Source organism: Streptomyces sp. RP5T, assembly GCF_003933965.1.
Classification (GTDB): domain Bacteria; phylum Actinomycetota; class Actinomycetes; order Streptomycetales; family Streptomycetaceae; genus Streptomyces.
Genome location: NZ_RSAJ01000024.1, coordinates 18,431 through 33,278, shown reverse-complemented (window position 1 = coordinate 33,278; position 14,848 = coordinate 18,431). Strand labels below are relative to the sequence as shown.

The 14,848-nt window shown below is 67.7% G+C and carries 10 protein-coding genes and 1 pseudogene; 9 read left to right on the top strand and 2 right to left on the bottom strand.

The features are described 5' to 3' along the window. The 7 genes from EHS43_RS04765 to EHS43_RS04730 form a co-directional block, all read left to right on the top strand. The coding region (locus EHS43_RS04765; RefSeq protein ID WP_125189259.1) for a CU044_5270 family protein at positions 1-1,074 on the top strand (1,074 nt) is incomplete at its 5' end. Next, positions 1,075-4,509 carry a S8 family peptidase gene (locus EHS43_RS04760; RefSeq protein WP_125189258.1) on the top strand — a complete coding sequence of 1,145 codons (3,435 nt, stop codon included), beginning with the start codon at positions 1,075-1,077 and terminating at the stop codon, positions 4,507-4,509. Positions 4,510-4,592: 83 nt separating this feature from the next. Beyond that, entirely contained in the window at positions 4,593-5,810 is a 1,218-nt protein-coding gene (locus EHS43_RS04755) for an IS30 family transposase (RefSeq protein ID WP_125189257.1), read from the top strand. A gap of 554 nt (positions 5,811-6,364) precedes the next feature. Beyond that, positions 6,365-6,808: a Pycsar system effector family protein gene (locus tag EHS43_RS04750; protein WP_260470386.1), complete on the top strand. Its 444-nt coding sequence runs from the start codon at positions 6,365-6,367 to the stop codon at positions 6,806-6,808. Positions 6,809-6,820: 12 nt separating this feature from the next. Next, on the top strand, positions 6,821-7,507 hold the full coding sequence (locus EHS43_RS04745; protein WP_260470384.1) for a Crp/Fnr family transcriptional regulator: 687 nt from the start codon (positions 6,821-6,823) through the stop codon (positions 7,505-7,507). 162 nt (positions 7,508-7,669) lie between these two features. After that, on the top strand, positions 7,670-8,479 hold the full coding sequence (locus EHS43_RS04740) for a hypothetical protein (protein ID WP_260470383.1): 810 nt from the start codon (positions 7,670-7,672) through the stop codon (positions 8,477-8,479). Between the two features lie 1,682 nt (positions 8,480-10,161). Then, the gene (locus EHS43_RS04730; RefSeq protein ID WP_185806109.1) at positions 10,162-12,099 is read left to right on the top strand and encodes a hypothetical protein; all 1,938 of its coding nucleotides are present in this window, start codon (positions 10,162-10,164) and stop codon (positions 12,097-12,099) included. A gap of 450 nt (positions 12,100-12,549) precedes the next feature. Here EHS43_RS04730 and EHS43_RS04725 read toward each other — a convergent pair whose 3' ends face one another. Both EHS43_RS04725 and EHS43_RS04720 read right to left on the bottom strand, forming a co-directional pair. Continuing rightward, the gene (locus EHS43_RS04725) at positions 12,550-13,020 is read right to left on the bottom strand and encodes an NUDIX domain-containing protein (protein WP_125189252.1); all 471 of its coding nucleotides are present in this window, start codon (positions 13,018-13,020) and stop codon (positions 12,550-12,552) included. Positions 13,021-13,022: 2 nt separating this feature from the next. Then, positions 13,023-13,767, bottom strand: a pseudogene (locus EHS43_RS04720) (XRE family transcriptional regulator). Between the two features lie 119 nt (positions 13,768-13,886). Here EHS43_RS04720 and EHS43_RS04715 point away from each other — a divergent pair. Beyond that, positions 13,887-14,117, top strand: coding sequence for a hypothetical protein (locus EHS43_RS04715; RefSeq protein WP_125189261.1), 231 nt, complete (start codon positions 13,887-13,889; stop codon positions 14,115-14,117). A gap of 249 nt (positions 14,118-14,366) precedes the next feature. Beyond that, complete coding sequence (locus EHS43_RS04710) at positions 14,367-14,810, top strand: hypothetical protein (protein ID WP_125189251.1); 444 nt, start codon at positions 14,367-14,369, stop codon at positions 14,808-14,810. The last annotated feature ends 38 nt before the right edge of the window (positions 14,811-14,848 follow it).

The window sequence follows — 14,848 nt, the reverse complement described above, 5'->3', positions numbered from 1 at the left end:
GCCGAGTGGACGGAGACGCAGGGTCTGCTGCCCTCCGCCGAGCGGGATCTGCCGGCGGGCCGCCACCAGTTCCACAAGGAGCAGATGATGGCCCGGATCCACGAAGACCTCCGCACCTCCTCCCGTACGTCCGCCACCTCCTCCCGTACGCCCGTCGGCTCTCCGGTCGCGCCAGGGAAGCGCTCGAACCCGTTCCTGCGCCGTACGATCCTCCTGCCCGCCGCGGCCTTCGCCCTGGCCAGCGCGGTCGTGGGCGGCCTCGCCCTCACCGGCGGCCGGGCGGACGACGACAAGACCGCCCTGGCCACCGGCCCCGCACTGACCACCAGGATCGGCGCCGCCGACGCCAAGGGCGCCCCCCAGCTCCTCGAACGCATCTCCCTGGCCGCCGCCGACACCTCCGCGCCCACCCCGCGCAAGGGCCAGTACATCTACATCGCCTCGAAGGTGGCCGACACCTACATCAAGACCGTCGGCGACAAGAGCGAGGTGGTCAGCGACAAGCTGCACTCCCGCCAGGTCTGGAACTCCCTCGACGGCAGGGACGGTTGGCTGATCGAGGCCGGTCAGACCAGCGACAAGGGCATCACCCTGAAGAGCGACGTCCCGTTCAGCGGCGCCTACAACGCCCTGGCCGGGCTGCCGACCGATCCCGACGCGCTGCTGCGGCGGATCTACCGCGAGTCGGACGCCGTCCGGGACCCCGAAGTCCCGCGCGACCAGGCGGCCTTCGTCGCGATCGGCGATCTGCTGGGCGCGAGCTACCCGCCCGCCGAGGTCGGCGCCGCCCTCTACAAGGCCGCGGCCAAGATCCCCGGCGTCGTCTCGGTGGACGACGCGGTCGACGCCACGGGCCGGCACGGGGTCGCGATCGCGCGGGAGGACTCCGGCAACGGCGAGCGCATCGAGTGGATCTTCGACAGGAAGACCCTGCGGTTCCTCGGCGAGCGCATCGTGGTGGTCAAGGCCACGGCGGACAATCCCCTCAAGGTCGGCACCGTCACGCACACCAGCGCGATCACCGAGCGCGCGGTCGTCGACGCCAACAAGCAGGTCCCCGGGCAGGTGAGCTGAATGCGCGACAGAACCACAAGCGCCTCGCTGGCCGCCCTGCTGGTGGCGGGGCTGATGACGGGCGTCTCGGTGGCGGCCACGGGCTCCGGCCTCGGCGTACGGACCCAGGACACCACCACCGTCGCGGCGCCCGGCGGCTCCGCCCTCGGCGCGCGGACAGCCGGCTCCGCCTCCGCGACCGGCCGGTACGTCACCCTCCTCACCGGCGACCGGGTCCTGCTGGACGCCCGGGGCCGGGTGACGGGCGTACGGCGGGCGCCGGGCCGTGAGCACGTCCCGGTGTCCGTGCGAGGCGTCGGGGGTGATCAGTACGTCGTTCCCGCCGACGCCGCCGCCCTGATCGGCCAAGGCGTCCTGGACATGCGGCTGTTCGACGTCAGCGGCCTGATACGGGCCGGCTACGACGACACCCGGCGCGGCACGCTCCCGCTGATCGTGTCGTACGAGGGCAAGTCCGCCCAGCGCAGGAGCACGCAGAAGTCGCTGGTCGCGGACGCGGACGCCACTGTGCGCCGGGAGTTGCCCAGTGTGGCGGGCGCCGCGATCACCGTGCCCAAGGCCGGGGCCGACGACATGTGGCAGGCCCTCACCGAGGAGCAGGGAGTCGCGCGGGTCTGGCTGGACGGCCGCTTCAAGGCGCCGGCGGACGAAGACGGCGCCAAGTCCGGGAAAGCGGACGGGGAGGCGGGCCGGAAGGCGGGCGACGCGGCGGGCGGCGGCGTCGCGCAGATCGGCGCCCCGGCCGCCTGGGCGGCCGGATACGACGGCAAGGGCGTCAAGGTCGCCGTCCTGGACACCGGCATCGACACCACCCACCCGGACCTCGCCGCGGCGGTGAAGGCCTCGAAGAACTTCACCGGCACCGCCGGCACGGACGACATGGTCGGCCACGGCACCCATGTGGCCGCGACGCTGGCGGGCTCGGGCGCACAGTCCGGCGGCCGCTACAAGGGCGTCGCTCCCGGTGCCGCGATCCTCGACGCCAAGGTGCTGGACGACAGCGGCGAGGGCAGCGACTCCAGCGTCATCGCCGGCCTGGAGTGGGCCGCCGGGCAGGGCGCCAAGGTGGCCAACCTCAGCCTGGGCCAGGAGGACACCCCGGGGGAGGACCCGGTCGAGGCGGCGGTGAACGCCCTCTCGAAGAGCACCGGCATGCTCACCGTCGCCGCGGCCGGCAACGAGGGCCCCGACGCGGGAACCGTCGGCTCCCCCGGGGCCGCGGAGTCGGCGCTCACCGTGGGCGCCGTCGACGGCGAGGACCGGCTGGCCGACTTCTCCAGCACCGGCCCGACCGCCGACGGCGCGCTGAAACCGGACCTCACGGCGCCGGGCGTGGACATCGTCTCGGCGAGGGCGGCGCACGGCTACCTGGGCGACCCGGCGGCCGACGGCTATGTCTCCATGTCCGGTACGTCGATGGCGACACCGCATGCCGCGGGGGCGGCCGCGATCCTCGCCCAGCGGCACCCCGACTGGACCGGCGCGCGGATCAAGCAGGCGCTCACCGCGTCCACCACCCCGACCACCGGCGCGACCGGCTACCAGCAGGGGACGGGCCGGCTCGACGTGTCCCGGGCGCTGGAGGGGACGGTGGCGAGCGAACAGACCTCCGTGTCCTTCGGCAAGCAGCTGTGGCCCCACACCGACGACCGGCCGGTCACCCGGCACATCACCTACCGCAACGACGGCGACCAGCCCGTCACCCTGAACCTGACGGCCACCGCGACCGGCCCGGAAGGCAGCACGGCCCCCGAGGGCATGTTCACGCTGAGCACCCCTCAGCTCACCGTCCCGGCGGGCGGCACCGCCGGCGTCGACCTCACCGCGGACACCCGCGTCGAGGCGGCGGACGGCGTCTACTCGGGCACGCTGCTCGCCACCGCGCGGAACGGTGCCGACTCCGCGGCCGCCGACCCCGCGGCCGTACGGACCGCCTTCGGCGTCGTACGCGAGGCCGAGGCGTACGACCTCACCCTGAAGTTCCTCGACCGCGGCGGCAAGCCCGTAAGCGCTCCGCTGACCGAGATCCTCGGGTACTCGGGCACGTACTGGACCACGAACCTCAAGGACTCCGAGCAGATCTCCAAGGGCGTGTACCGGGTGCGGGTCCCGCGTGGCGACTACGTCGTGGACACCGTGTTGGCCGACGCCGGGGGCACCTCCGCGCTGGTCCGGCCGCGACTCTCCCTCACCCGGGACACCACGGTCGTCCTCGACGCGCGCAAGGCGAAGCCGGTCGGGATCACCGCGCCGCAGGGCGCGAAGATGTCCGACGGCCAGCTCAACCTCGCCGTGGGAACCGGGAGTAACGGGGGCACCGGGGGCGAACCGCACAACAGCACCCTGTTCTGGGGAACGTTCAAGAACCTGCGCACCGCGACCCTGGGACCGGCCGCCCCTCCCGGGAGGCTCAGCACGCAGCTCGGCGGCCTGTGGCAGAAGGGCAGCACCACCTACCACCTGCTCCACAACCTGCCCGACCGCTTCCCCACCGGCTATCGGCACACCACCCGCATGAACGAACTGGCCCTGCTCAAGCGGAACTTCGGCTCGTCCGTCCCGCACCGCAAGGGCATCGTCAACGTCCTGTGGAGCGGCCCCACCCTGTCACTGGGCACGGTGAGCGACCCCTTCCCGCTGCCGACGACCGCGAAGATCTACGTCACCACGCCCAAGGGCTTCAAGTGGACGGCCAACCTGGGCCAGCGAAACGCCGCCGTGGATGACGACGACGTCTTCTACGGCACGGAGAGCGCGAGGTCGTACCAGGCGGGCCGGACCTACGCGGCCACGTACAACGTCGGCGTCTTCAGCCCGATCACCGGCGGCCCGTACGGCGCACAGCGCGACGGCGACACCCTGGACCTGTGCGTCCCCGACCTCGCCGACGGTGCCGGACACCCCGCCTACTCCACGGCCAGACGCCACACCACGGTCACCGCGGACGGCACCACCCTGCTCGACAACGACGGCGACCTCTGCCAGACCGTGGACAAGCTCCCGTCCGCCCCGGCCCGCTACACGATCCGCACGACCCTGACCCGCCCGCCGTCGGTGGCCACCACCACGAGCCACCTGACAGCGGCCTGGACCTTCACGTCCAGCCCGTCCGACTCCGGCTCGCTGCCCCTGTCCACGGTCCGCTTCCACCCGAAGCTGACCCCGACCGGCACGGCCCCCGCGGGTCGCCGCACCGCGATCCCCCTCTCCCTCCAGGGCCCGGCGGCCACCCACCTGAAATCCCTGACGGTGCAGGTCTCCTACGACGCCGGCAAGAGCTGGTCCCCCACCCCGGTGACCACCACCCAAGGCAAACGAACCCTCACCCTGACCCACCCTGAAAACGCCCGCTCGGTCTCCCTCAAATCCACCCTGACCGACACCACCGGCAACACGTACACGGTGACGATCCTGAAGGCATACCTCCTGACCTGACGTGGTCTGCAAGAACGACAAAGGCCCCGGACCGTGATCTTGGGTTCTAGTGGTCGTCGCAACACCCCAGGTGTAGGGGTGCGATGGACTTCAAGATCCGGGAGAACCGGGGCAAGGCTCAGGGCCGCAAGATCCTGGTCCGTGAGCGGGAGGAATACTTCCGACTCATGGACCAGGGCCTTAGCAGCGCCGAAGCCTGCAAGCGCGTCGGGATCAACTACCGAACGGGCAAGCGGTGGCGCAACGGCCGGGCTGCCTCCGGCAAGGACAAAGCGAGACCCCCGGTACTCGCCGTGGTGTCGCCCCAGGGCCCGTCCCGGTATCTGCGCGAGGCCGACCGCATCCACATCGCCGACCGGCTGCGGGAGAAGGCCGCCATCCGGCAGATAGCGGCTGAGCTGGGCCGCAGCCCGTCCACCATCAGTCGCGAGATCCGCCGCAATCGGCATCAGGGCAACGGCCAGTACCGGCCGCACGCCGCCCACGCCCGCGCACAAGCCCGCCGGCCTCGCCCCAAGCCCGGGAAGATCGGCCAGAACCCCGAACTGCAAGGCTTCATCCAGCGCCACCTCGACATACGTTGGAGCCCCGAGCAGATCTGCCAGGCTCTGCGGGCCCAGTTCCCCGACCGGCCGGAGATGCGCGTGGCCCACGAGACGATCTACCAGGCCCTCTACGTCCAGGGCCGGGGCGAGTTGCGCCGTGAACTCGCCAGGGCTCTGCGCACCGGCCGCGTCCGTCGCAAGCCCCGCCGCCAGGCACAGCAGCGAACCCCGCGGTTCGCCACTCCGATGGTCATGATCAGCGAACGTCCGGCCGAGGCCGACGACCGCGCCGTGCCCGGCCACTGGGAGGGCGACCTGATCATCGGCAAGGACGGCAACTCCGCCATCGGCACCCTCGTCGAACGCGCCACCCGCTACGTGATGCTGCTGCACCTGCCCGAGGGCCGAACCGCCGAACAAGTCCGCGACGCGCTCGTGGAAACCGTTCAGACGCTGCCCGCTCACCTGGTGCAGTCCCTGACCTGGGACCAGGGCGCCGAGATGGCCGCCCACGGCTCCTTCACTGTCGCCACCGACATCCCGGTCTACTTCTGCGACCCAGCCAGCCCCTGGCAGCGCGGCTCCAACGAGAACACGAACGGCCTGCTGCGGCAGTACTTCCCCAAGGGCACTGACCTGTCCGTCCACAACCGCGACAAGTTGACGGCCGTGGCCGCCGAGCTGAACGACCGCCCACGCAAAACGCTCGACTGGGAAACCCCAGCCGAGCGCCTGCATAAACTGCTCGCGGCCTGATCAACACGACCACGTGTTGCAACGACCCCTAGAAAGCGCCTCCACTTCCGGGGCCTCTCGTCGTACGGTGCCAGGACGGAGCGGGGCTCGACAGCGCACCCTTACGCGGCAAGTCGGGCGCAAGACGGGCGGCAAACACCACCTGATCTGCGGCGGAAGCGGCACCCTACTTAAGGTCATCTCAGCTCTGCTGACGGTCCATCGGGGGGGGAGCGTCTGCCAGCCGTGGGCACGCGGCCGCGTTAATCAAACCCTGCGCTGTGAGTCGAAGAAGTTGGTCACGCTCCTCCGCCAACAGGGGAGGTCCACGCCTCTAATAGATCCGCCGTGGCTTGGTTAAGGCAACGCCCTCAGGGGCTGGTGTTGCGACCCGTGTGTGACGCGTTCGGCAGGCCTGGCGCCCTGCGTTGGTCACCCTCGCTGGTGTCGGCCTGGCACGGTTGAGATCACAGACAGCGGCTGAGACGTCAGGGGGGCGTATGTCCGAGCCCAGTGGGAACTCCGGCGCGCACGGACCGGGGTGGTGTAGTCGGCTTGAGGCCGAAGTGGACGGCATGTTCCAGGAGTTACAGCGCGCAGACATGAAGGCTGCAATCTTGTGCGGCCTGATCGGCGGTCTACTGACCGCCGACGCGGCACTGTTGTCCACGATGCCGAAATCTGCATGGGTGCCCATGACCGCCTTGGCGGGTGTCGCTGGCCTTCTCGGGACGGCACTCATGATGACGATGTGGGCCATACGCCCCGTCCTCCCGCCAGACGGCAAGTTGAGGATCTTCGCGTGCCTCACCGCTATCCCCGGGCGGCCGGAGACCGCCGAGGCGGACCCCATGGCGCCGGAAGCGGACCGGCATCAGCTGTTGCAAGCCGAGCGGCTCGCGTTGTTCACGACACTGGCTCAACGGAAGTTCCGGATCCTCAGGTGTGCCGTGGACGTCACGATGGCGGCGCTCACCGTATCGGGAGCAGCACTGTTGATCCTTTACATCACCATTTGAGAACATCACGGGGTGACGGCCATCACGACGGGGGTGGGTATGTACCGGTCACACAGCTCGGTCATCGGTCAACATCTGTGGGCGCAACTGTGCGACCTGGCGCCGCTTCACGTGCGGCCGGCAAGGTCTGTACTGCTACGCCAAGGTGATCGCGGCACTCACGTCGTCCTACTGGCTTCCGGCTCCGTCCTGATCACGGTGGCGGGAGCTCAAGGCGAGCAGACATTACTGTCAGTGCGCGGCTCGGGTGAGATTCTGGGAGAGCTGGCCGTCCTGGATAATCAGCCGCGTACGGCGTCTGTGACGGCTGCCGAGGTCTGCAGGGTTCACGTCGTACCCGCATCGGCTTTCCTGTCCTTCACCAACAGCAACAAACTTCTGGGCCCTTTGCTGCGTCACGCCATAGCACGAGTCCGCGAAGCGGAGGCGGTACGCCTGGAGATGGCCACTGCGCCAGTACCTGTCCGGCTGGCCTCCACCCTCGGCCGCCTGCTCCAGGCGGCCTCGGCCCCGGGCACCCATCACGTCCTACGGCTGACGCAGACGGAGCTGTCACAGATGATCGGCGCATCTCGCAACGCCGTCGGATCAGCTCTCCGACCATGGCGAGTGCAGGGGTGGCTCGATACGGAGGCATCCGGTGGTCTCGTCATACGGGACATCGCGTCGATCCAGACTCACGCAAATACCCGGGAGTGACGCAACAAGCCTGTGTGTTGCCCACTCCTGGGCACCACACGACCTCGCGACCGAGGACCATCGCGTACGTCACATCTCACCCCTTCTCATGAGCCGGAAGGCTCTCATGAGCCAGAGAGGCCAGGTTCCATGCCCGCTCTCCCCGCGTCCGACGCAGCTGACGTGCCCCCGGAGCACGCGCTCCTGGTCATCGATATGAAGGGGTATAGCCAGATTCCCGAAATGCACATGGCGCCCACCCGGGCCCGCCTCGACGACATCGTCTCAACGCTGTTCACGCAGAGCGGTATCAGCGACGTCTCAACGCCAGAAGACGCGGTGAAAGACCGGGGGGACGGAGCCATCTACGTACTTCACGCGCGACACACGGCCCGACTTGTCGACCCTTTTCTCGCAAACCTCAGCCGGGCGCTGGAGCAACATGCGCGAACCCGGCTAGCCGACGAACCGAAACTTATGCTGCGCGCGAGCGTGCATGTCGGCCCGCTGGAGCCACCCGCGCACCGGGGTGATGCGGTCAATGACGCGTGCCGGCTCATCGACAGCGAACCGGCTTATCAGGCCATGGCGGCGGCGGCCGACCACGGTCTTCCGCTGGCGGCCGTGGTGTCAGACCCGGTGTTCCGGCGAGCCGTCCGGGCAGGCCGCACACCCACGCTGCAACCACATCACTTCCTTCCGGCCACAGCCAGAGTCAACGGCAAGCCGGAATTTGAGGAGACGTGCTGGGTCTTCGTGCCGGGTCTTGTCACGGCAGTGATCAAACCCTATCTCTCTGGCAAGGCGGTGGAGCCCGGGCAAGGGGACCGCACTGCGAGGCAGCGGGACGCCAACTTCGACGCCGGACCCGCCGAACGCGGCACCTCGGTGCGCCTTCGGGGGCGGGCCAGCGGCAACGCCCGCCTTATCCAGGTCGGCCGCGACTACATCGTCGGCTCGGACCGGACGAGGCCACAGGAGCCGTCTGAGTGAACGCTGAGACCGCGCCCTGCGGCTTTCCCGGTCGGTGCGCACCCGTTCGCAGGGACTTCAACCGCATGTAGCATTTGTCCACTATTGGTGAACCTGGGGGGCTGCCATGGATCTCTTGCTGAAGAGGATGGGAGCGACGCCGGACGTTCGGCGGGCGAAGCTCGGCGAGGCAGGTCGCGACATCGCTCTGGACCGTCCTTGACCGAGTGGGACCGGCCCCTTTCCAGCATCGTCGCGTGGGCGGACGAAAACGCGACCGTCTACCAGGCGGGGCGCGACATGATCATCCCCCAGGTCACACCCCCCTGGCGGATCAACAAGCTGTTCCTGGAGAACCGCATTTCCCTTTCGGCTGCCGCACGGGGACGTCAGCAACCGAGCAAACTCCTGCGCACGCGCGATGAGGTGGTGGACTTCTCCGGGCGGTCCGACGAGGAGGAGGACTTCGCCACATGGCGCGACCGTGACGAGGACGTACTCCTACGCCTTCTGCACGCCCCCGGCGGCGAGGGCAAGACCCGGTTCGCCCGGCACCTCGCCCGGACCTGGGGTGAAGCCGGATGGATAGCTCTGGAAGCCCAGCACACGAAGAACTCAGCGCCGGACATGCGAAGCGCGCCCGTGGTGGGCGAAGACGCCACAGGTGTCCTGGTCATCGTCGACTACGCGGAGCGATGGCCCGAGCATGACCTGTCGGAGTTCATCCGTCAGTCCCTAGAACTCTGGAAGCTACCGCTTCGCATTCTCCTGCTCTCGCGACCCGCCGGCGCCTGGTGGGAGCAGCTTGAGTACAGTCTCGACAGGGATCTGGACCTGGTCGCGGAAGCGGTCCGGCTACCCCCTCTGGGCGCCCGACTAGAAGACCGGGAGCGCGCCTTCCTCGAAGCACGCAACGCATTCGCCGCGCGGCTCAAGGTCTCCGAGCTCGAAGCGGTCAACCCACCTCCGGGACTGCTCTCCGACCCCGCCTACTCCTTGATCCTCACGATCCACATGGCGGCGCTTGCCGCGGTCGACGCCTATCACCAGAAGACCTCGGCTCCTGTGGATCCCGCACGACTGTCCTCGTACCTTCTGAAACGAGAACGGGACCATTGGCAGAACCTGGAGCGCCGCAAGCGGCTCCGCACCGATGCCGAAGCGCTGGAAAGCGCGGTCTATGCAGCCTCGTTGTGCGGTCCCTTGCGACGGCGGGAGGCCTACGAGATCGCGGTCCTCATGGGCACCGCGAGCAATAACGAACGCGCCCGCAAAATCGTCGAGGACCACGCCTTCTGCTATCCGTCTCCCTCCGTGCTCAGGGAAGAGGACGATGTCCTGGAGCCTCTGCAACCCGATCGGCTGGCCGAGGACTTCGTCGCCCTGACGTTACCGGGTCACGGCGCGGAGTTCACGGGGCAGCGCTGGATGGCTGAGGCCACGGACCAGTTACTGAAGTCGTCGAGTGAGGACGACAGCCGGAGCGTTCGCGCGGCCCTCACCACGCTCATCGAGATGGCACCTCGGTGGCGCCACATCTCCGTGGACTACCTCTCCCCCTTGCTCAAGGCTCGTCCTCGGATCGTCTTGGAATGCGGCAACGCCTCTTTGGCCACCTTAGCTAACAATCCACACATCGAACTCGGGACTCTGCGGATCGTGGCCGATACGCTGCGTTCCCATCAACATATCAGCTTGCCGGTTTGTTCGACCAGGCTGCCGAGACTGCACACCAAGAGATCGCCCTCCTGCGTCCTCTCGCCGAAGCGGGATCGGAAAGCCATAGCGCCGCCTTGGCCGACGCGTTGTTTAGTCTGTGCGCCGCCCTAACCGAGCAGGGCAGCCACAAGGAGGCAGCGCAGGCTGGTGCAGAGGCGCTGAAGATCAAGGATGCCCTGTCAGTGGGCGGAGCGCCGGACGATTCCCGCCCGACTGCCCCCGAGAGGACCGCGGGTACCTTCGGAACAGCGCTCTCCGCCTCCTTGGTACACCATGCCGAATGGCTCTTCTATGAATCGGGTGACCTGCGGGCCCTCATGATCTGCGACGAAGCGGTGAGCCGACTCCGGCGAGTGTCCGAATGGGGCCCGAATCGCCGTGTGCACCTGGCCCGTGCGCTGCACTCCCAAGCCGGCTTCCTGCTGCGCATGGCGGACGTGGAAGCCGCCTGGCGCACGGCAGCGCAGAGTGTCTCAGAATGGCGCAAGCTCTTCGCCGAGAAACGGTCCACCCACCATGCCGAGCGCCTTGTACAGGCTCTTGCCCTCATGAGCACGGTGCAGGTGAGGAAAGGACACACACGCGCCGCCATCGACTCGGCCAGCGAAGCGGTGTCGCTCGCACGGAAGGTGAGGGACGCGGACAAGAGACGGACCGTTCCGCTGGCAGAGGCGCTCGCAGTCCTGGGCGACACCATGGCGCACGAGAGCCCGATCAAGGCACTGACCGTCTCGTCGGAGTCACTGCGTCTGTACCGGAGCCTGGCGAGAAAGGAACCCCGGCATCGTGAAGCGCTGGCGGTCGCCCTGGCGAAGCACACGACGATCCTCCTGAAGTGCGGACGGGTAACCACCGCGCTTCCGCTCTCCCTGGAGAGCGTTACCCTCACCGACACAGAGGCGAACACTCGCGTCCCGGTTCCAGGGGACAAGACTGTCCTGGCACTGGTCCTTGGGGCGCGGGCCGATGCGCTCAAGATGGCTGGCGATCACGACCAAGCGCTCACCCTCGCGCGGCAGGCGGCGGAGGCGAGCGAAGAACTCGCGCAGCGCCTCCCGTGGTTCGCACCGGATCTCGCGGAGCGCCAGAGCAGGATCGCCGACATCCTCCTGGCGAAAGGCGAGTTGAGCAATTCCGTGACGATGTCCCTGATCGCACTACGCACGTACGCGCACTTCCGCCAGATTTACGCTCCCCTACCCTGGCTGGACGTCCGGCTGACGACCTCGTACGTGCGTGCTTTGGTCGCCGTCGGCGACCTCAGAAGATCTGCGCGAGGCATCAGAAGGCTCGGCTCCACGCTGCGGGAAATCGGAGGAACGGAAGGGGTGGAGACAGCGGTCTTTCTCGCTCTGCTCGCCCTGCATCAGTGGGCGGCAAACCATCGGGAGGAAGCGGCGGCAAGCGCCCGGAATGCCGTTCGCCTCTACGAAGCCCGGGGCGCGGAGCGGCCCGGGGTGCGGCTGGAGCTGGCCACCGTCCTTGAGATGAAAGGGAAAATGTCCGTCGAACAGGGCCACAGTGAGTCCGGTCTGCGAGACCTCATCACAGCGAACACTCTGCTGACAGAGTTTCGGAAGAACGGCCACGAAAATCCTTCTCTGGTGCCGTTCCAGGTCCGTTGCCTGACCAGTCTCGGCTCGGCATACCACGCACTAGCACGCGACCAGGAGGCGCGGGCAGCCACGCGGGAGGCGGTTTCACTCATCCGGACGGATGGGCTGAGCGCAACACCCCTAGAGATCGCGGTAGACGCCCACATCACCTTCGCTCGCATACGCCTGGAAAGGCGAGCCCACCTGTCAGAAGTCGCCCCGGTGGTACGCGCGGCCCAGCACATGTGCACAGCCGCGGGTGCGACCAGTGGCTTGGCGAAGCAGGAAGCGGAGCTCACCGATCTGATGCGACGGCTGACGAAGTAGACCTCACCCCGTCTGACAAGCGCCCCTGTTCGAAGGGGGCTGTGAACAGCGGCAATGCTGTTCACAGCCCCCCTTGGTTGCTCCCGAGGCCCAACATCGATTGGCGGGGCGTGCCAGGTGACCGGCATTGGGTGAAAGGTTTTGGGAGACTACCTTGGTGCCCGCTTCTAGGCATTTCGGGGGCGTTTCGCGATTTTAGTCATGATTCGTTGGATTTTGGGTGTGTGCGCGGTGGCTGCCCTAATGGTGGCCGCGCACATGATCCTCGTTCGTTCCCCACCACGGAACCAACAAGGCCCCACCTCCAAGACCGCAGCGGTGTGGTCACTTCCACTGACACCGCAGTGGCCGACAAGGGCGTGGTCGCCCTCGGCCCGGATGACCTCCAGTGACCAGCCTCTGTTGCGCTACGCCTCAGAGGTCGGCCTATCTGATCCAAAGACGCCAAAATCAACCGAGATAGGGCCGCTCACGTTGCTCCAGGAAGTGCCGGATTCGTAGCCGCTGCGTGTGATGCATGGGCAGTTGATCAATCTCCTCGCGCTGGACGAACTTCAGCTCCGTGGATTCGTCCGAGATCGCGAGCTGGCCCCCGATCACACGCGCGGTGAAGCAGACGTTGAACTGTCGGCGCACCTCACCATCCGTGTAAGCGATGACGTGGCGAGGGTCGGTGTAGGTCCCGACGAGACCGGTGATCTCAACGTCCAGGCCCGTCTCCTCCTTCACCTCACGAACGGCAGTGCCCGGCAGGGAGTCCGTCATCTCCATGCCGCCGCCAGGCAGCGCCCAGAGATCGTTGTCCCGCCGGCGCTGTAGGAGGATGCGTCCCTCGTCGTCAGTGACCACTGCGGACGCGGCGACGACCAGGCTGTTGGGCTTGGGGGCGTCTGGGTCGTCGTAGTACTCAGTGCGTGCCATGATCACTTCTCTCGTACTGGCTTCGCGGTCGCCCACACTTCATCGAAGCTGTCAGCGTAGGTCTCGAACATGCCGCCTTCCCCATTTCGCCGCAGGTGCCACACAGGGGCCCGGTAGGCGTTCACGCCCCAGACGTGGGCGTTGACCAGGGCTTGGTCATCGGCCCGATAGATCGAGTTGTAGAGCGTCGTGGCATGGGTCCGTACCTCGATGCCCTCCCGTCCCGATAAGGGGCCGATAGTGCATCAGCGCGAGGCGGCAACGTGACTGGATGCCGTGGCCGAACTTCTCCTCGTCGCCGCGCTGTTGGACGTTCGAGCTCTCCGCGTCGCCGAGCGCGATGCGGACCGTGCAGCCCTCGGCGGCTCGTTCCTTCAAGAGGTCGTTGAGTCTCGGGTACGCCTCGTGCAGGAAGACAGCGGCGTACACCAACACGTCGATCTGCTCGCGCGCCTGGGTCAGCAGGTCCACGAAGGTGGATACGGGGATGTCCGCCCGCTGGTCGTAGAGAGCCACAAGTTCTGGGCTGACGGCGCGGGCGGGGCGTGCCTGCCTGAGCGATGGCCATAGAGCGTGCACGTCTTCTCCTAGCGTTTCTGCTGCCAACATGGCCGTGGCTCGACGCGGCGTACGCCCCAGGTTGACCCATCGTTCGACGGACTTGGGATCGACTTCGACCTTGACGGCGAGGGCGTTGTACGTCCATCCACCGGCCGCCATGGCCGCACGTAGTCTCTCGTTTGCCATTTCAATCTCTCCTAACATCCGGGGACGGCACTAGGGACGTTCTACCCAACGCGGGACGTCCTGAAGTGGTGATTGTCCGTGGTTCCGACGTCCTGGTGGTCGACACGAAGCTCGTGTGCATGGCGAGCAACCAGCAGACCAGGCCAGGCATCGGCGAACTGGCGAAGGACAGTGCCAGCAGACGCATCGGCGTCGTCATGGGTGAGATCGGCGGTCGCGTGCAGATGCGGCCAATCCCTGGAGGCAGGGAGTGGGATGCCATGCCGGACAACGTCCTCGCGCTCAGCGCTCGGGAAGAACTCAGCGCCCGCCTGGCAGCGAGGAACGGCAACAGTCGGGTCGGGCTGTGATGCGCGCCGTCGGCCGGTATGCCGGGGTCCTGTTCATCATCTGCATCAGCGGCTCGTGCGGCTTGGTGATCGGCATGGCCCTCGGTATCGGCCAGTACTAGACCGGCCGCCCCGAGCGGGTGCCACGTACGGCTCCCCGTCCCCGTTCGGGGCCGGCCTCCGATCCCGCTGGCAATCGCCTTCGAGTTGAACTCGGCGATCGAGGCGGCAGGTAAGTGCCCTGCAAGACTTCACATGAGGAGACGGCACATGACAGCAACGGCGAATGTGCAGAAGACTGGTCGCGCGGTCGCAGGTGAGGAACTGTTCGAGAGCCTCGCCCACTTCGTGGTCACCCACAACAGCGAGACGGCCGAGCGTGCCGAGCGGATCGCCGACCAGGCGGTGGCCTTCGTGGTCACGGCGGCAACTGCCACCGTTTCCATGGTCCCTTCGGACGATGTCGACCTCGGCCTTCACGCCCTCATCCTGCACACCAAGGAGTACGCCCAGCTGTGTGAGCGGTACGCGGGCCGCTTCCTGCATCACAACCCGAAGCCGGGCGGCGGGGCCCGCGCCCCGGAGAAGGTCGCGGCCTCGGCCCGTGCCATGAAGGCCGCCGGATTCGCGGTCTTCGACGACTTGTGGACCGTCGACGGCACGAACCTCGCACAGTGCGACTCGGACTGCGGCCGTCCCTACGGTGACGCGTAGCACCCGACAACAGCGGTGCGGTCGGCCCGGGTTGGTGG